At 46.4% G+C, this 16,350-nt stretch carries 13 protein-coding genes and 1 tRNA gene; all 14 read right to left on the reverse strand.

Going from position 1 to position 16,350, the window contains the following annotated elements; translation table 11 throughout:
* A partial coding sequence (locus ACTUJY_RS20410; RefSeq protein ID WP_463617988.1) for a GTP-binding protein occupies window positions 1-609 on the reverse strand: 609 nt, incomplete at its 3' end.
* A gap of 36 nt (window positions 610-645) precedes the next feature.
* Window positions 646-2,739 carry an elongation factor G gene (gene fusA, locus ACTUJY_RS20415; protein WP_463617989.1) on the reverse strand — a complete coding sequence of 698 codons (2,094 nt, stop codon included), beginning with the start codon at window positions 2,737-2,739 and terminating at the stop codon, window positions 646-648.
* A 72-nt stretch (window positions 2,740-2,811) separates the two neighbouring features.
* Window positions 2,812-3,282: a 30S ribosomal protein S7 gene (gene rpsG / locus ACTUJY_RS20420; RefSeq protein WP_463617990.1), complete on the reverse strand. Its 471-nt coding sequence runs from the start codon at window positions 3,280-3,282 to the stop codon at window positions 2,812-2,814.
* Between the two features lie 186 nt (window positions 3,283-3,468).
* Window positions 3,469-3,840: a 30S ribosomal protein S12 gene (gene rpsL, locus ACTUJY_RS20425; protein ID WP_463617991.1), complete on the reverse strand. Its 372-nt coding sequence runs from the start codon at window positions 3,838-3,840 to the stop codon at window positions 3,469-3,471.
* A gap of 186 nt (window positions 3,841-4,026) precedes the next feature.
* Window positions 4,027-8,238: a DNA-directed RNA polymerase subunit beta' gene (gene rpoC / locus ACTUJY_RS20430; RefSeq protein WP_463617992.1), complete on the reverse strand. Its 4,212-nt coding sequence runs from the start codon at window positions 8,236-8,238 to the stop codon at window positions 4,027-4,029.
* Between the two features lie 81 nt (window positions 8,239-8,319).
* Window positions 8,320-12,456, reverse strand: a complete 4,137-nt coding sequence (rpoB, locus tag ACTUJY_RS20435) for a DNA-directed RNA polymerase subunit beta (RefSeq protein WP_463617993.1) — start codon at window positions 12,454-12,456, stop codon at window positions 8,320-8,322.
* A gap of 215 nt (window positions 12,457-12,671) precedes the next feature.
* Window positions 12,672-13,049, reverse strand: coding sequence for a 50S ribosomal protein L7/L12 (gene rplL / locus ACTUJY_RS20440; protein WP_463617994.1), 378 nt, complete (start codon window positions 13,047-13,049; stop codon window positions 12,672-12,674).
* Window positions 13,050-13,107: 58 nt separating this feature from the next.
* Window positions 13,108-13,635, reverse strand: coding sequence for a 50S ribosomal protein L10 (gene rplJ, locus ACTUJY_RS20445; protein ID WP_463617995.1), 528 nt, complete (start codon window positions 13,633-13,635; stop codon window positions 13,108-13,110).
* 270 nt (window positions 13,636-13,905) lie between these two features.
* Window positions 13,906-14,610 carry a 50S ribosomal protein L1 gene (gene rplA, locus ACTUJY_RS20450; RefSeq protein WP_463617996.1) on the reverse strand — a complete coding sequence of 235 codons (705 nt, stop codon included), beginning with the start codon at window positions 14,608-14,610 and terminating at the stop codon, window positions 13,906-13,908.
* 4 nt (window positions 14,611-14,614) lie between these two features.
* Window positions 14,615-15,043, reverse strand: a complete 429-nt coding sequence (gene rplK / locus ACTUJY_RS20455) for a 50S ribosomal protein L11 (protein ID WP_463617997.1) — start codon at window positions 15,041-15,043, stop codon at window positions 14,615-14,617.
* A gap of 66 nt (window positions 15,044-15,109) precedes the next feature.
* A complete protein-coding gene (nusG, locus tag ACTUJY_RS20460) occupies window positions 15,110-15,643 on the reverse strand; it encodes a transcription termination/antitermination protein NusG (protein WP_463617998.1) in 534 nt (177 codons plus the stop codon).
* A 12-nt stretch (window positions 15,644-15,655) separates the two neighbouring features.
* On the reverse strand, window positions 15,656-16,033 hold the full coding sequence (gene secE / locus ACTUJY_RS20465) for a preprotein translocase subunit SecE (protein WP_463617999.1): 378 nt from the start codon (window positions 16,031-16,033) through the stop codon (window positions 15,656-15,658).
* Window positions 16,034-16,114: 81 nt separating this feature from the next.
* Window positions 16,115-16,190 (reverse strand) — tRNA-Trp (locus tag ACTUJY_RS20470).
* A 40-nt stretch (window positions 16,191-16,230) separates the two neighbouring features.
* Window positions 16,231-16,350, reverse strand: a 120-nt coding sequence (locus tag ACTUJY_RS20475) for an EF-Tu C-terminal domain-related protein (protein ID WP_463617197.1), incomplete at its 5' end; no start/stop codon positions are given.

Genomic DNA, 16,350 nt, shown 5'->3' on the forward strand with positions numbered 1-16,350 from the left:
TGGCTCTGGAATGTATTCGTCCAGGGCTTTTGACAGCTCGATGATTTTTTCTTCGTAAGCTGCATCACCTTCCAGTGCTTTCAGTGCAGAACCACGGATAACGGGTGTGTCATCGCCAGGGAACTCGTATGCGTCTAACAACTCACGCACTTCCATTTCTACCAGCTCTAACAGCTCTTCGTCATCAACCATGTCGCATTTGTTCAAGAATACGATGATTTTTGGTACACCTACCTGACGAGACAACAGGATGTGCTCTCGAGTTTGAGGCATTGGGCCATCCGCTGCAGATACAACCAGAATCGCACCGTCCATTTGCGCCGCACCGGTGATCATGTTTTTCACATAATCGGCGTGTCCAGGGCAGTCTACGTGTGCGTAGTGACGGCCTTCGGTTTCGTATTCCACGTGTGACGTTGCGATGGTGATACCACGCTCTTTCTCTTCTGGCGCATTGTCGATTTCATCGAAAGCACGAGCCGCACCACCGAAAGTTTTGGAAAGAACGGTACACATTGCCGCAGTCAGCGTGGTTTTACCGTGGTCAACGTGGCCAATGGTTCCCACGTTTACGTGGGGTTTCGTACGTTCAAATTTTTCTTTAGACATGAGATTTACCTCTGTGTGTTTTTTATAAAGTAAAAATTAACCATTAATGATGGAATCAGCGATGTTCGTTGGAGCTTCAGCGTATTTAGTGAACTCCATGGAATAACTGGCGCGCCCTTGTGTCGCACTACGCAAATCGGTTGCGTACCCAAACATTTCAGAAAGCGGAACTTCTGCGCGAATAATTTTCACGCCACCAGAACCATCTTCCATACCTTGAACCATGCCTCGTCGACGATTTAAGTCGCCCATCACATCGCCCATATAATCTTCGGGAGTCACGACTTCAACTTTCATGATCGGTTCAAGTAGAGCAGGCTTCGCTTTAAGTGCTCCAGCTCTAAATCCCATTGAGCCGGCAATTTTAAAAGCCATTTCGCTGGAATCGACGTCATGGTAGGAACCATCAAAAAGAGTGACCTTAACATCCAACACGGGAAAACCGGCCAGAACCCCATTTTGCATTTGCTCCTGAATACCTTTGTCTACCGCAGGAATGTATTCCTTTGGTACCGCACCACCGACAATTTCGCTGACGAACTGATATCCGAATCCGGGTTCCTGCGGCTCGATACGTAACCACACATGTCCGTATTGGCCACGACCACCCGACTGGCGAACAAATTTCCCTTCTTGTTCAACGGCTTCGCGTAAACACTCTCGATAAGCCACTTGTGGCTTACCAATGTTGGCTTCCACATTAAACTCACGCTTCATACGATCAACAATGATATCAAGGTGCAGCTCTCCCATTCCTGAGATAATGGTTTGCCCTGATTCTTCGTTGGTTTCCACGTGAAATGAAGGATCTTCTTGCGCTAATTTACTGAGCGCCAGCGACATCTTGTCTTGATCAGCAATCGTTTTTGGTTCGACAGCTACAGAAATAACAGGCTCAGGAAACTCCATTCGCTCCAGAATGATTTTGTGCTCGATATCACACAAGGTTTCACCAGTCGTCACATCTTTTAAGCCAATACCCGCTGCAATGTCACCGGCTAAAACCTCTTTCACCTCTTCTCGGCTGTTAGAGTGCATTTGTACAATTCGCCCAATGCGCTCTTTTTTTTCTTTCACCGGGTTATAAACCTGATCGCCCGATTTTAAAATTCCCGAGTAAACACGGAAAAAAGTCAGCGTGCCGACAAAAGGATCCGTTGCGATTTTAAACGCTAAAGCTGAGAAAGGAGCAGTGTCATCTGCAGGCCGCTCAGCTACGGTTTCATGATCTTCCAGAACCCCTTTAATGGGAGGTACATCCACTGGGGCAGGCATGTATTCAATGACGCCATCGAGTACCGCCTGCACGCCTTTGTTTTTAAAAGCACTACCGCACATAGCAACCACCAATTCGTTTGCTAATGTTTGTATACGCAGTCCTTTTTTGATATCCGCTTCTGGCAAATCACCTTCTTCAAGGTATTTATCCATCAATTCTTCGGAAGCTTCGGCTGCAGCTTCAACCATATGCCCACGCCATTCTTCGCTGATGCTTTGCATCGATGCCGGAATTTCACGATATTCGAAGGTCATGCCTTTATCGTTTTCATTCCAATAAATGGCTTTCATTTTGATAAGATCGATAACACCTTCAAACTCATCTTCGGCACCAATAGGCAATTGCACAGGTACTGGACGAGCGCCAAGCCGATTTTTGATCTGATCAACTACGCGAAGAAAGTCGGCTCCAGCTCGATCCATTTTATTCACGAACACCATGCGCGGAACATGATATTTATTAGCTTGGCGCCAAACAGTCTCTGATTGAGGTTCAACGCCTGAGGCGCCACAAAACACCACTACGGCACCGTCAAGCACCCGCAAAGATCGCTCTACCTCAATCGTAAAGTCGACGTGTCCGGGCGTATCGATAATGTTGATTCGGTGTTCGGGAAATTGTGCATCCATACCACGCCAGAACGTGGTAGTAGCCGCAGAGGTAATGGTGATACCACGTTCCTGCTCTTGTTCCATCCAGTCCATGGTGGCAGCGCCATCATGGACTTCACCGATCTTATGTGAAAGACCCGTATAGAACAGAACCCGTTCCGTGGTGGTCGTCTTGCCAGCATCAACGTGTGCACAAATACCGATGTTTCGATATCGCTCAATAGGAGTTTTACGTGCCACGATTATAACCTCTTGGTTTGATTCAGCTTGCTTGAAGCAAACGCTTTAATCATTCCTTCGACTCCAGACAACTTACCAGCGGTAATGAGCAAAGGCTTTGTTTGCTTCAGCCATACGATGTACATCTTCACGCTTCTTCACCGCCGAACCACGATTTTCCATCGCATCCAGAAGCTCATGCGCTAAACGCTCTCTCATAGACTTTTCACCACGCTTACGTGATGCTTCTACCAACCAACGCATTGCTAATGCCGTTTGACGAGCTGGACGTACTTCAACCGGCACCTGGTAAGTAGAACCACCTACACGGCGTGATTTAACTTCAACTAAAGGACGGATTTTATCCAATCCTTCTTCAAAAGCAGGTAATGCTTCTGCGCCTTTCTTTTCAGCAATAATATCCAACGCGCCATAAACGATTTTTTCAGCAACAGATTTCTTGCCGTCAACCATTACTACGTTGATAAATTTTGCTAATAAAGTCGATCCGAATTTGGGATCAGGAAGGATCTCGCGTGCAGCGATAACGCGTCTTCTTGGCATCTTATGTGCTCCTTCAGGTTAATCCGGGACTACTTCGATAGATCTCGTTTGAGCCCGGCCTTACTCACATTCGAACAAATTGTAAGAATGGAATGTTATTTACTGACTGGCCAAATTATAGGAGTTGCTTTCAAATGACTCCAAATTCGCCTGCCATCATTTTTCATAGCATCCGTAATGCAAGCATTACTTAGGACGTTTTGCTCCATATTTAGAGCGGCCTTGTTTACGGTCTTTAACCCCTGCAAGGTCAAGTGTTCCGCGTACACAGTGATAACGAACACCCGGTAAGTCTTTAACACGACCACCACGGATCATTACAACGCTGTGTTCCTGCAAATTGTGGCCTTCACCGCCGATATAAGAGGTTACTTCGAATCCGTTAGTTAAACGAACACGAGCAACTTTTCGCAGTGCCGAATTTGGTTTTTTCGGAGTAGTCGTGTAAACACGAGTACAAACACCACGCTTCTGCGGGCAAGCTTCAAGTGCAGGTACGTTACTTTTCTTGATAACCTTTTTGCGAGGTTTACGTACCAGCTGATTAATAGTTGCCATTAATTAAACTCCAGCTCCTAGATTTAAAAAACTAGACATCAAAAAGACGAGACTCAAATACGTCGCCTAGCCTTTGAGGGCGGGCATTGTATAGAGCACACCTATTGCTGTCAAGGCGATCAGGTTGTTTTCTGACCGCTACTGTTTGCTGCCGGAGCTAGCTCCGGCAGCACCTTTCGAGAAGGCTTAGATATCAGAGTCGTTACCGCTGAGCGCTTCAGTCAGTGCTTTTTCCGCATCGGAAGCAGACACAGGAGACTGAGCGTCTTCGCTAACTTGTTGCTGATATTTGGTTCGGCGCTCCTGGTGATAACTTAATCCAGTTCCCGCCGGAATCAATCGACCAACGATTACGTTTTCTTTCAGGCCACGTAAATCATCGATCTTGCCACTCACCGCCGCTTCTGTCAGAACGCGAGTGGTCTCCTGGAACGAGGCTGCAGAAATGAAGGACTCGGTTGCTAATGAAGCTTTAGTGATACCCATCAAGTCACGCATGAACTTAGCAGGCTCTTTACCTTCAGCTTCCAACGCATCATTGGCTTCCAGCACTCGAACATATTCGATTTGCTCTCCTTGTAAGAAGCGACTGTCACCCGGATCCGTGATAGTACACTTACGAAGCATCTGACGTATGATAACTTCGATATGCTTGTCGTTGATGCCTACACCTTGCAGTCGGTAAACATCTTGCACTTCGTTGACAATGTAGTTTGCGACAGCATGAATTCCCTTCAATCGAAGTATGTCATGTGGATTATCAGCCCCGTCCGAAACAACCTCGCCTTTTTCCACTTTCTCACCTTCAAACACGTTGAGGTGACGCCATTTAGGGATCAGCTCTTCGTAAGGCTCGCCTTCTTGCGGAGTAATCACCAGTCGACGTTTACCTTTAGTTTCTTTACCGAAACTTACAGTCCCTGAGATTTCTGCCAAAATGGCTGGCTCTTTTGGTTTTCGTGCTTCGAATAAGTCGGCTACACGTGGTAAACCACCGGTAATATCTTTGGTTTTCGAGCTTTCCTGAGGAATACGGGCAATTGCATCACCGATCCCTACTTCAGCGCCATCTTCTAAGTTCACAATGGCGTTAGGTGGTAACAAATACTGCGCAGGAATATCGGTACCTGCCAAGTTCATTTCATTGCCGTCCGCATCGATCAGGTAAATCATCGGCTTTAAGTCGGTTCCTTTACCACGCGCTTTCGACTCAGTAATAACGATAGAACTCAAACCTGTCAGTTCGTCGGTTTGGCGATCCATATTGACGCCTTCTACCAAGTCTTTGAATTTAATTTTACCTGCCAGCTCTGTGATGATGGGGTGCGTGTGAGGATCCCAATTAGCGACCACCTCGCCACCGTTCACTTTTTTCCCTTCATTGTGTTCAAGTACTGCACCATAAGGAACTTTATAACGCTCTCGCTCACGACCGAACTCATCGATCAAAGTAATTTCTGCCGAACGAGACACGATCACCTGCTTTCCATCGTTTCGTGTTACGGTTTTAGCTGTACGCAGCTTTAACACGCCATCGTTTTTAACCTGAACATTGTTTTCCGCAGATTGACGAGACGCAGCTCCACCGATGTGGAATGTACGCATGGTCAACTGAGTTCCTGGCTCTCCGATGGACTGTGCAGCAATAACACCAACCGATTCACCATGATTGATTAGGTGGCCTCGAGCCAAGTCTCGTCCGTAACACATAGAGCAGACTCCGTAACGTGTATCACAGGTAATAACCGAACGTACTTTTACCTGATCAACACTGTGCTCTTCCAGCTTTTCTACCCAAGCTTCGTCCAAAAGAGTGTTCGCTTCACATAAAATGTCGTCGGTACCTGGAATATACACGTGATCGGCGGTTACACGACCAAGCACTCGCTCTCTCAATGGCTCAACGACATCCCCACCTTCAATCAAAGGTTTCATGTCGACACCGTCTTGGGTTCCACAATCTTCGCTGGTGATGACCAAATCTTGCGCTACATCAACCAATCGTCGAGTCAAGTATCCGGAGTTGGCGGTTTTTAGTGCGGTATCGGCCAGACCTTTACGCGCTCCATGGGTTGAGATGAAGTATTCAAGAACGTTTAGACCTTCACGGAAATTCGCCTTAATCGGGCTTTCGATGATAGAACCGTCGGGTTTCGCCATCAGACCACGCATTCCTGCTAACTGACGAATCTGTGCGGCACTACCCCGAGCGCCCGAATCAGCCATCATAAAAATAGAGTTGAATGAAGGCTGCTCAACGATGTTCCCTTCCGCGTCTTCAACTTTGTCAACCGCAAGGTTATCCATCATCGCTTTCGCGACTTGTTCGTTGGTGTGCGACCAGATGTCAACAACCTTGTTGTAACGCTCACCTTGAGTTACCAAACCAGAAGCGTATTGGTCTTCGATTTCACGAACTTCCGCTTCTGCCTTGGCAATAATGTCAACTTTAACTGTGGGAACTTCCATATCATTGATACCCACAGAGGCACCGGATTTAGTCGCATACTTGTAACCGGTATACATCAACTGATCGGCGAAAATAACGGTAGTTTTCAACCCCAACTGACGATAGCAAGCATTCACAAGGCGCGAAATGGTCTTTTTGGTCATTGAGCGATTAATGAGATCGAACGGTAAGCCCGCTGGAACGATTTCCCATAAAAGCGCACGACCAACCGTTGTTTCTACCAGTTTGTTAACCGTTGTTTTCACACCATCATCATCAATGGTGGTTTCGTTTAAACGGACTTTGATACGCGCATGCAATTCTGCTGCGCCATTAGCGTAGGCACGCAAGACTTCCGCGGTATCCGCAAAGACCATATTTTCGCCTTTCACGTTCACCCGGTCGCGTGTCATGAAGTAAAGCCCCAATACAACATCTTGCGTAGGAACGATGATCGGCTCACCGTTGGCAGGTGATAGAATATTATTGGTGGACATCATCAGCGCGCGCGCTTCTAACTGCGCTTCAATGGTCAGCGGTACGTGCACCGCCATTTGGTCCCCGTCGAAATCCGCATTGTAGGCCACACACACCAATGGGTGTAATTGAATCGCTTTACCTTCAATCAAAACCGGCTCGAACGCCTGAATACCGAGTCTGTGAAGAGTTGGCGCCCGGTTTAACATCACCGGATGCTCTCGAATTACTTCCTCAAGAATGTCCCAAACTACGGCTTCTTCTCGTTCGACCATTTTCTTAGCCGCTTTAATGGTCGTGGCTAAACCACGTAATTCCAGCTTGCCAAAAATGAATGGTTTAAACAGTTCCAATGCCATTTTTTTCGGTAGTCCGCACTGATGCAATTTCAGTGTCGGACCAACCACGATCACCGAACGACCGGAGTAATCCACACGCTTACCCAGTAGATTCTGACGGAAACGACCTTGTTTCCCCTTGATCATATCGGCTAAAGATTTCAGCGGTCGTTTGTTAGAACCGGTAATGGCACGTCCGCGACGACCGTTATCCAGTAACGCATCAACCGCCTCTTGTAGCATACGCTTTTCATTACGTACGATAATGTCGGGAGCGTTCAGATCCAACAGGCGTTTCAAACGGTTGTTACGGTTGATAACGCGACGATACAAATCGTTCAGATCGGACGTGGCGAAGCGCCCACCTTCCAAAGGCACCAAAGGACGTAGATCCGGTGGTAATACCGGTAATACCGTCATGATCATCCACTGCGGATTGTTGCCCGAATCAATAAAGGCTTCCAACAACTTAAGACGTTTACCCAACTTTTTCAGCTTGGTTTCGGAGTTGGTATTCGGAATTTCTTCGCGGATCGAAGCGGCTTCTTCTTCCAGATTGATCGCTGACAACAGCTCCTGAACCGCTTCGGCCCCCATTTTCGCTTCAAATTCGTCGCCAAATTCTTCCAGAGCATCCAGGTAAGCTTCTTCGGTCAATAACTGACCACGCTCCAGTGTAGTCATACCTGGCTCGATCACCACGAAGGCTTCGAAATAAAGCACGCGCTCGATATCACGCAGCGTCATATCCAGCAACAAGCCGATACGAGAAGGTAAAGACTTCAGGAACCAGATATGAGCGACCGGACAAGCCAGTTCGATGTGCCCCATGCGATCACGACGTACTTTGGCTAAAGTTACTTCAACACCACATTTTTCACAGATCACGCCTCGGTGTTTCATGCGCTTGTATTTACCACACAAGCACTCATAATCTTTTACCGGACCAAAAATTTTTGCACAGAACAATCCATCCCGCTCTGGCTTAAAAGTTCGGTAGTTAATGGTTTCCGGTTTTTTAACTTCACCGAAAGACCAGCTTCGGATCATTTCCGGAGACGCGAGACCGATTCGAATACGGTCAAATTCTTGAGTTTGATTTTGCTGTTTAATGAAATTCAGTAAGTCTTTCAAAGCAATTCTCCTTTAGGGAGTTAATGTCGCCAAGAGTTCGTGTTAGAGCCGTAAAAACGGCTCCGTCATGCTACAAACTCCCTATTCAACCTCTAGCTCAATGTCGATACCCAAAGAGCGAATTTCCTTCACCAGTACGTTGAAGGACTCCGGCATTCCCGGCTCCATGCGATGGTCGCCGTCTACAATATTTTTGTACATACGAGTACGACCATTCACGTCATCTGACTTCACTGTCAACATTTCTTGCAGTGTATATGCGGCACCATAAGCTTCTAAGGCCCACACCTCCATCTCACCGAAACGCTGACCACCAAATTGGGCTTTACCACCCAGCGGCTGTTGAGTTACCAGACTGTAAGAGCCAGTAGAACGCGCATGCATTTTGTCATCAACCAAGTGATTCAGTTTAAGCATATACATGTAGCCGACGGTTACCGGCCGGTCAAACTGATCGCCGGTGCGTCCATCGTAAAGTATCGATTGTCCAGAAGACGGTAGATCAGCAACTTCAAGCATGTGCTTAATTTCTGACTCTTTGGCGCCATCGAATACTGGCGTAGCCATAGGCACACCACCTTTCAGGTTGTTAGCCAAAGTCATGATTTCTTTGTCTGACATGGCATCCAAATCTACGGTTTGCTCCTCGCGATGGTTGTAAACTTGATGCAAAAACTCTCGTACTTTCGCAACTTCAGCTTTCTCTTGCAACAAGGCGCCCACTTTGTGACCCAGTCCCTTAGCAGCCCAGCCCAAATGGGTTTCCAATATCTGACCTATATTCATCCGCGATGGAACCCCAAGCGGATTCAACACGATATCGACGGGTTCACCGTTTTCGCGGTATGGCATGTCTTCTACCGGAACAATATTGGAAATGACCCCTTTGTTACCGTGACGACCGGCCATTTTGTCTCCGGGTTGAATACGTCGCTTCACCGCCATGTAAACTTTAACGATCTTCAACACACCAGGAGCTAAATCATCTCCTTGGGTGATCTTCATGCGCTTAACTTCGAGCTTTTTATCAAACTCTTTGCGCTGTTCATCGAGATAGCGGCTCAGCTCTTCCAATTGTTGCTGCTTAGTTTCATCTCGAACTTGAATTTCCATCCATTGCGAAGGAGGCAGTTCTTGCAAGTATTCAGCTGTAATTTCGCTGCCTTTTTTAATGCGATTTGGTCCTTTTTCAACCACGCTGCCGACTAATAACGCGTAAGCACGTTGATGGATATTGCCTTCTAAAATACGGAACTGGTCGTTTAAGTCCTTCTTCGCAGCTGCAATTTCACTATTTTCAATCTCAATAGCACGCGAGTCTTTCTCCACGCCATCGCGAGTAAAAACTTGAACGTCAATCACAGTTCCAACCGTGCCACTGGATACTCGCAAGGATGTATCTTTTACGTCACTCGCTTTCTCGCCGAAAATAGCACGCAGTAACTTTTCTTCCGGTGTCAGCTGTGTCTCTCCTTTTGGTGTTACTTTACCTACCAAAATATCACCGGGTTTTACTTCTGCTCCAATATAGACGATACCGGCTTCATCCAGTTTAGAAAGTGCACTCTCACCGACGTTTGGAATGTCGGCTGTAATTTCCTCTGGCCCCAACTTTGTATCACGAGCAATACAGGTCAGCTCTTGTATATGAATGCTAGTAAAACGATCTTCTTCCACTACACGCTCTGAAATGAGGATGGAATCCTCAAAGTTGTAACCGTTCCAAGGCATGAACGCGACCAGCAAGTTTTGTCCCAAAGCCAACTCTCCTAAGTCGGTTGAAGGACCGTCAGCCAAAACATCACCCCGTTCAACAATATCCCCTGGTTTAACGATTGGGCGTTGATTGATACAAGTATTTTGGTTGGAACGCGTGTACTTGGTCAGGTTATAAATATCTACCCCAGCATCGTCGGTAGTTGTCTCGTCTTCATGTACACGCACGACTATACGCGACGCATCAACCGAGTCGATGATTCCACCTCGATTAGCTTTAACCGTTACTCCAGAGTCTACCGCTACGGTTCGTTCCATGCCGGTGCCAACCAGTGGTTTTTCTGCACGCAGCGTTGGAACGGCTTGTCTTTGCATGTTGGATCCCATCAATGCCCGGTTCGCGTCATCGTGCTCTAGGAATGGGATCATCGACGCAGCAACTGAAACGATCTGTTGGGGAGAAACGTCCATATACTCGACACGATCTGCTGTTGTCAGGGTAAACTCCCCCTGGTGCCGACATGGGACTAGGTCATCGACCAATTGATGGTTAGCATCCATCTGTGCGTTTGCTTGCGCGATGACAAACTTACCTTCGTCGATTGCGGAAAGAAAATCAATTTCTTCGGTCGCTTTTCCGTCGACAACACGGCGATAAGGGCTCTCTAGGAAACCGTAATCGTTCGTTCTCGCATAACAGGCCAACGAGTTAATCAAACCAATGTTCGGCCCCTCAGGAGTTTCAATTGGACAAACACGGCCGTAGTGGGTTGGATGCACGTCTCGCACCTCAAAACCAGCGCGTTCGCGAGTTAAACCACCTGGCCCTAAAGCAGACACACGTCGTTTATGCGTTACTTCAGACAATGGATTATTTTGGTCCATAAACTGAGATAACTGAGAGGAGCCAAAAAATTCTTTTATCGCTGCTGAAACAGGTTTAGCATTGATCAAATCCTGTGGCATCAGATTTTCAGACTCTGCTTGAGACAAACGCTCCTTAACCGCTCTTTCGACACGAACCAAACCAACACGGAATTGGTTTTCTGCCATCTCACCAACACTACGGATACGGCGATTACCCAAGTGATCAATATCGTCCACCACTCCGATACCGTTTCGAATATCAACTAAGGTTTTCAACACTTCAACAATGTCAGACTCGTCTTTATAAGACTCATTCAAGCCCTTAGAGAACTCATCTTTCAGTTGCCCGAAATATTTTCCATCATATAGAACACCAGGCCCTGTCAACTCATCACGATTAACACGACGATTGAACTTCATTCGACCAACGCCTGATAGGTCATAACGCTCTTCGGTAAAGAACAGGTTGTGGAACAAAGCTTCCGCAGCTTCTTTTGTTGGCGGTTCACCCGGGCGCATCATCCGATAAATTTCGACTAATGCATCAAGCGGCTCTCGTGTTGGGTCAACTCGCAAGGTATCAGAAATATAAGGGCCGCGATCCAAGTCGTTCGTATATAGTGTCTGGAACGTTGTAATGTTATTTTCCACCAAAGTCGCTAATAACTCTTCCGTAATTTCCGCATTGGCCTCAACGATCAACTCACCGGTTTCTTCATCAATGACATTGCGTGCTACGGCTTTACCAAGCAGAAAGTCAACCGGAACATCCAAATATTCCAAGCCAAGTTTTTCCATTTGCTTTATATGACGAACAGTAATACGTCGCCCTTCTTCAACGATTACTTTACCTTTCTTGTCTTTAATATCGAAACTTGGCGTCTCTCCGCGTAATCGCTCGGGAATCAGTTTCAACTTGGCGTTTCCTTCGCTATCCAACTCGATGGTATCGGTATCGAAAAAGATTTCGAGAATATCTTCGGTGTTGTATCCCAATGCGCGTAATAAAATCGTAGCGGGTAATTTACGACGACGATCGATTCGAACAAAGACCGAATCTTTTGGATCGAACTCAAAGTCTAACCATGAGCCACGGTAAGGGATAACACGCGCGTTATATAATAATTTACCCGAGGAATGTGTTTTGCCTTTGTCGGAATCAAAGAATACACCTGGAGAGCGATGCAACTGAGAAACGATAACACGCTCAGTACCATTGATAACGAAAGTGCCATTCTCGGTCATTAATGGCATTTCGCCCATATAAACTTCTTGCTCGCGAATGTCTTTTACAGCTCCGGTTTTTGACTCTTTATCGTAAATCACAAGGCGAATTTTCACTCGCAATGGCGCAGCATAAGTAACACCGCGTACTTGACATTCCTTAACGTCAAAAACTGGCTCACCCAGTCGGTAACTGACATACTCCAGTGCAGCGGAGCCAGAGTAAGAAACTATGGGAAAAACAGATTTAAACGCCTGATCCAGTCCGGAATTCTCGGTGTTACCGCTTTCGTTTAAAAACGAGCGATACGAGTCCAGCTGAATGGCAAGCAAATAAGGGACATCAAGTATTTTAGAACGAGTCCCGAAATCCTTACGGATCCGCTTTTTCTCTGTGTATGAATACGCCATCTGGGTTCCTCAGTTAGCTTTACGAGTAATACAAACAATCAACATTTGATACGGCGATGTCGACTGGGTAAATCAGGTTATACGCCTCTGGAAAATCGAAGCCCGTATCAACCCTTGGTATTTTGCCTTTTTTGAAACGGCAAAACGGCCGAGTGCAAAAACGCACTCAGCCGATATTTCGTTCGGCGAATTAACTCGCCGCAGCCAAACTTAAATTATTTAAGTTCGACTTCTGCACCAGCTTCTTCAAGCTGCTTTTTAAGCTCTTCAGCTTCTTCTTTAGAAGCGGCTTCTTTAACAGTTGCAGGCGCGCCTTCAACCATTTCTTTCGCTTCTTTAAGACCAAGACCAGTCGCGCCACGAACGGCTTTGATAACAGCAACTTTGTTGCTACCGAAGCTTTTCATAACTACGTCGAATTCAGTCTTTTCTTCAGCAGCTTCAGCAGGACCAGCGGCAGCTGGACCAGCCACAGCTACAGCTGCCGCTGCAGATACGCCGAATTTTTCTTCCATCGCTTCAACAAGCTCAACAACTTCCATTACGCTCATTTCAGCAATTGCATTTAAGATATCGTCTTTAGACAGAGCCATGACTCTTTCTCCTGGGTAAAATTAAAATTAAGTCTAAGTAATTCGAAATAACCGATGATTACGCCGCTGCTTTCTGATCTTTCACCGCTGCAATTACACGAGTAATACGCGATGGGAATTCGTTTAATGTACGAGCCAGTTTGGTAACCGGTCCGTTCATTACAAGCATCAGAGAAGCGATTGCTTCGTCTTTGGTTGGCAACTTAGAAACAGCTTCAAGCTGTTCCGCGCCGTGTAACTTGCCACCAATAGCAACGGAAGTTGCTACCAGCTTGTCAGTTTCTTTTGCAAAAGTGTTAATCAAACGAGCAGCCGCACCAGGCTCCTCTAAAGAAAATGCGCAAATTACCGGGCCAACTAAAGCGTCAGTCATGCAGGCGAACTCGGTACCTTCAACAGCACGTTTAGCTAACGTATTTCTGACAACTTTCAAATATACGTTGGCTTCACGGGCTTTTACACGCAATGCAGTCATCTGTTCAACTGTCATTCCGCGGTACTCGGCAGTCACAGCCGATAGTGCTTTAGAAGCAACTTCGTTAACTTCATGTACTATCGCTTTTTTGCCATCAAGTCCAAGTGCCACTTTCGTTCACCTCCAGTGTTTCCCGTTAAGTAAAAAAACACCTTACCTAACAGGGTTAACGTATTTCAGCCTTTATCTCTAAAAGCTGAAGTCGAATACGGTGAACCGTCCCAGGAAGTCTGAGTCGGGTTGCACCGTCTGCGCAGGCTGTTTTAAGAAACTGTGATCTACGAGTAAATCTGTTTCACCTACGGTCTTTGACGGTTTCCATTAACGGTAAGGACCATTACTGGAAACCCAAGCTCTGTCTCGCTCTCGCGAGTCAAAAGCTTAATCTCGAGAAATTTCGATCGAAGCTTGATCGATAGTTAAACCGGGCCCCATTGTTGAAGAAAGTGCAACTTTCTTCATATAGGTTCCTTTGGCAGAAGCAGGTTTCGCCTTTTTTAACGCATTAACCAGAGCGCCCAAGTTTTCCTTTAATGCTTGTGCATCAAAGGTGATTTTTCCGATACTGGCATGAATAATACCGTTTTTGTCTGCACGATATTGCACCTGACCAGCTTTTGCATTTTTCACTGCGGTTGCCACGTCTGGAGTCACAGTGCCTACCTTAGGGTTAGGCATTAATCCACGTGGGCCGAGGATTTGGCCTAATTGACCGACAACTCGCATTGCGTCGGGGCTGGCAATCACAACATCAAAGTTCAGGTTTCCTTTTTTCACTTCTTCAGCCAGATCGTCCATACCAACAATATCGGCACCGGCTTCTTTAGCCGCTTCAGCGTTAGGACCTTGAGTAAATACCGCAACACGAACGTCTTTACCAGTTCCGTTTGGAAGTACCGTTGCACCACGAACAACTTGGTCTGATTTGCGAGGGTCGATTCCAAGGTTAACAGCAACATCAACACTTTCGCTGAATTTAACCGCTGACACTTCTTTTAATAAAGCAATGGCCTCGTCCAAAGAATAAGCTTTAGTGCGGTCCACTTTTTCTTGGATCATACGTGCGCGTTTAGATAATTTAGCCATTTGATTAACCCTCCACCTCAACGCCCATAGAGCGCGCAGTACCTGCGATAGTTTTAACAGCAGCATCCAAATCCGCAGCAGTCAAGTCAGGCTCTTTCATTTTCGCAATGTCTTCTAATTGCGCACGAGTGATTGTACCTACTTTATCGGTATTTGGACGAGAGCTACCCGACTTTAAGTTCAGTGCTTTTTTAATAAGAACGGACGCAGGAGGAGTTTTAGTAACAAATGTAAAACTGCGGTCATTGTATACAGTGATCACCACTGGAATTGGCAATCCCTTCTCTACTTTGTCTGTTGCCGCATTAAACGCTTTACAGAACTCCATGATATTAACACCATGTTGACCCAGAGCAGGACCAACTGGTGGACTTGGGTTGGCCATGCCGGCAGCAACCTGAAGCTTAATATAAGCTTGGACTTTTTTAGCCATGTTTCACCTCTATTTGGGTAATAGCGCCTTTCGGCTTCCCGGTTTAAAAATCGTTGTAAAAAACGACTAGCCTTTCTCTACCTGACTGAACTCAAGCTCAACCGGTGTCGACCGACCAAAAATCAAAACCGATACTTGTAGTCGATTTTTCTCATAGTTTACCGATTCAACGGTAGCGTTAAAGTCAGCGAAAGGTCCATCGATAACACGAATCACCTCACCAGGTTCAAATAATGTTTTCGGTTTTGGTTTATCACTGCTGTCTTCAACACGTTGTAAAATTGCGTTGGCTTCGCGCTCGGTAATAGGCGCTGGTCGATCTGAGGTTCCTCCGATAAACCCCATAACTCGAGGAGTTTCTCTCACCAAGTGCCATGAATCATCATCCATTTCCATCTCAACCAGAACATAGCCAGGGAAAAATTTGCGCTCGCTTTTTCGCTTTTGACCGGCACGCATTTCAACGACTTCTTCAGTTGGCACTAAAATCTGGCCGAACTTTTCGGATAAGTCATGCAACTGAATGCGTTCTTCCAGCATGGTTTTTACTTTAGATTCATATCCGGAATAAGCTTGAACGACGTACCAACGTTTTGTCATTTTGCAGTTCCCTTAAAGGTTCATGATTGCATTGACGCCCCAGGCGAGTAATGCATCAACGCCCCATAAGAATAGCGCAACGATCACCACAAAGAGCACAATCACCAAAGTGGTTTGGATCGCCTCTTGTCGCGTTGGCCAAACAACTTTTCGAACTTCCATTCTGGATTCTTTAGCAAAAGCAACCGCAATTTTACCTTTGCTGGTAGTGCTTGCTACAACTAATGCTAGGGCAACGGCGGCAACAACAACAGCAACTCGGATAACGAGAGAAATCGAGTCCAACTGTGCTAAATAATGATTACCGTAAATCGCTGCTACAGCTAACAGGACAGCCGCTAGCCACTTTAGTCCGTCTAACCCAGATGATGTATTCGTTTCAGTACTCACGTCTGATTTACCTTTGATATATACAAAGCAAGGCCATAGCCTTAGTTCCATAGGGAAGGTCAGGCTAAGCCTTGCGAAATTTGGCAGGCCAGGAGGGAATCGAACCCCCAACCTGCGGTTTTGGAGACCGCTGCTCTGCCAATTGAGCTACTGGCCTAGTGCTTTCGACTTACATCGAAAGACTTGTTACTAACAAATTACTCGAAGATTTTAGCAACAACACCAGCACCGACGGTACGACCACCTTCACGAATTGCGAAGCGCAGACCTTCGTCCATGGCGATTGGAGCAATCAGCTCAACAACCATTTTGATGTT

Source organism: Pleionea sp. WD8-19 (assembly GCF_055326765.1).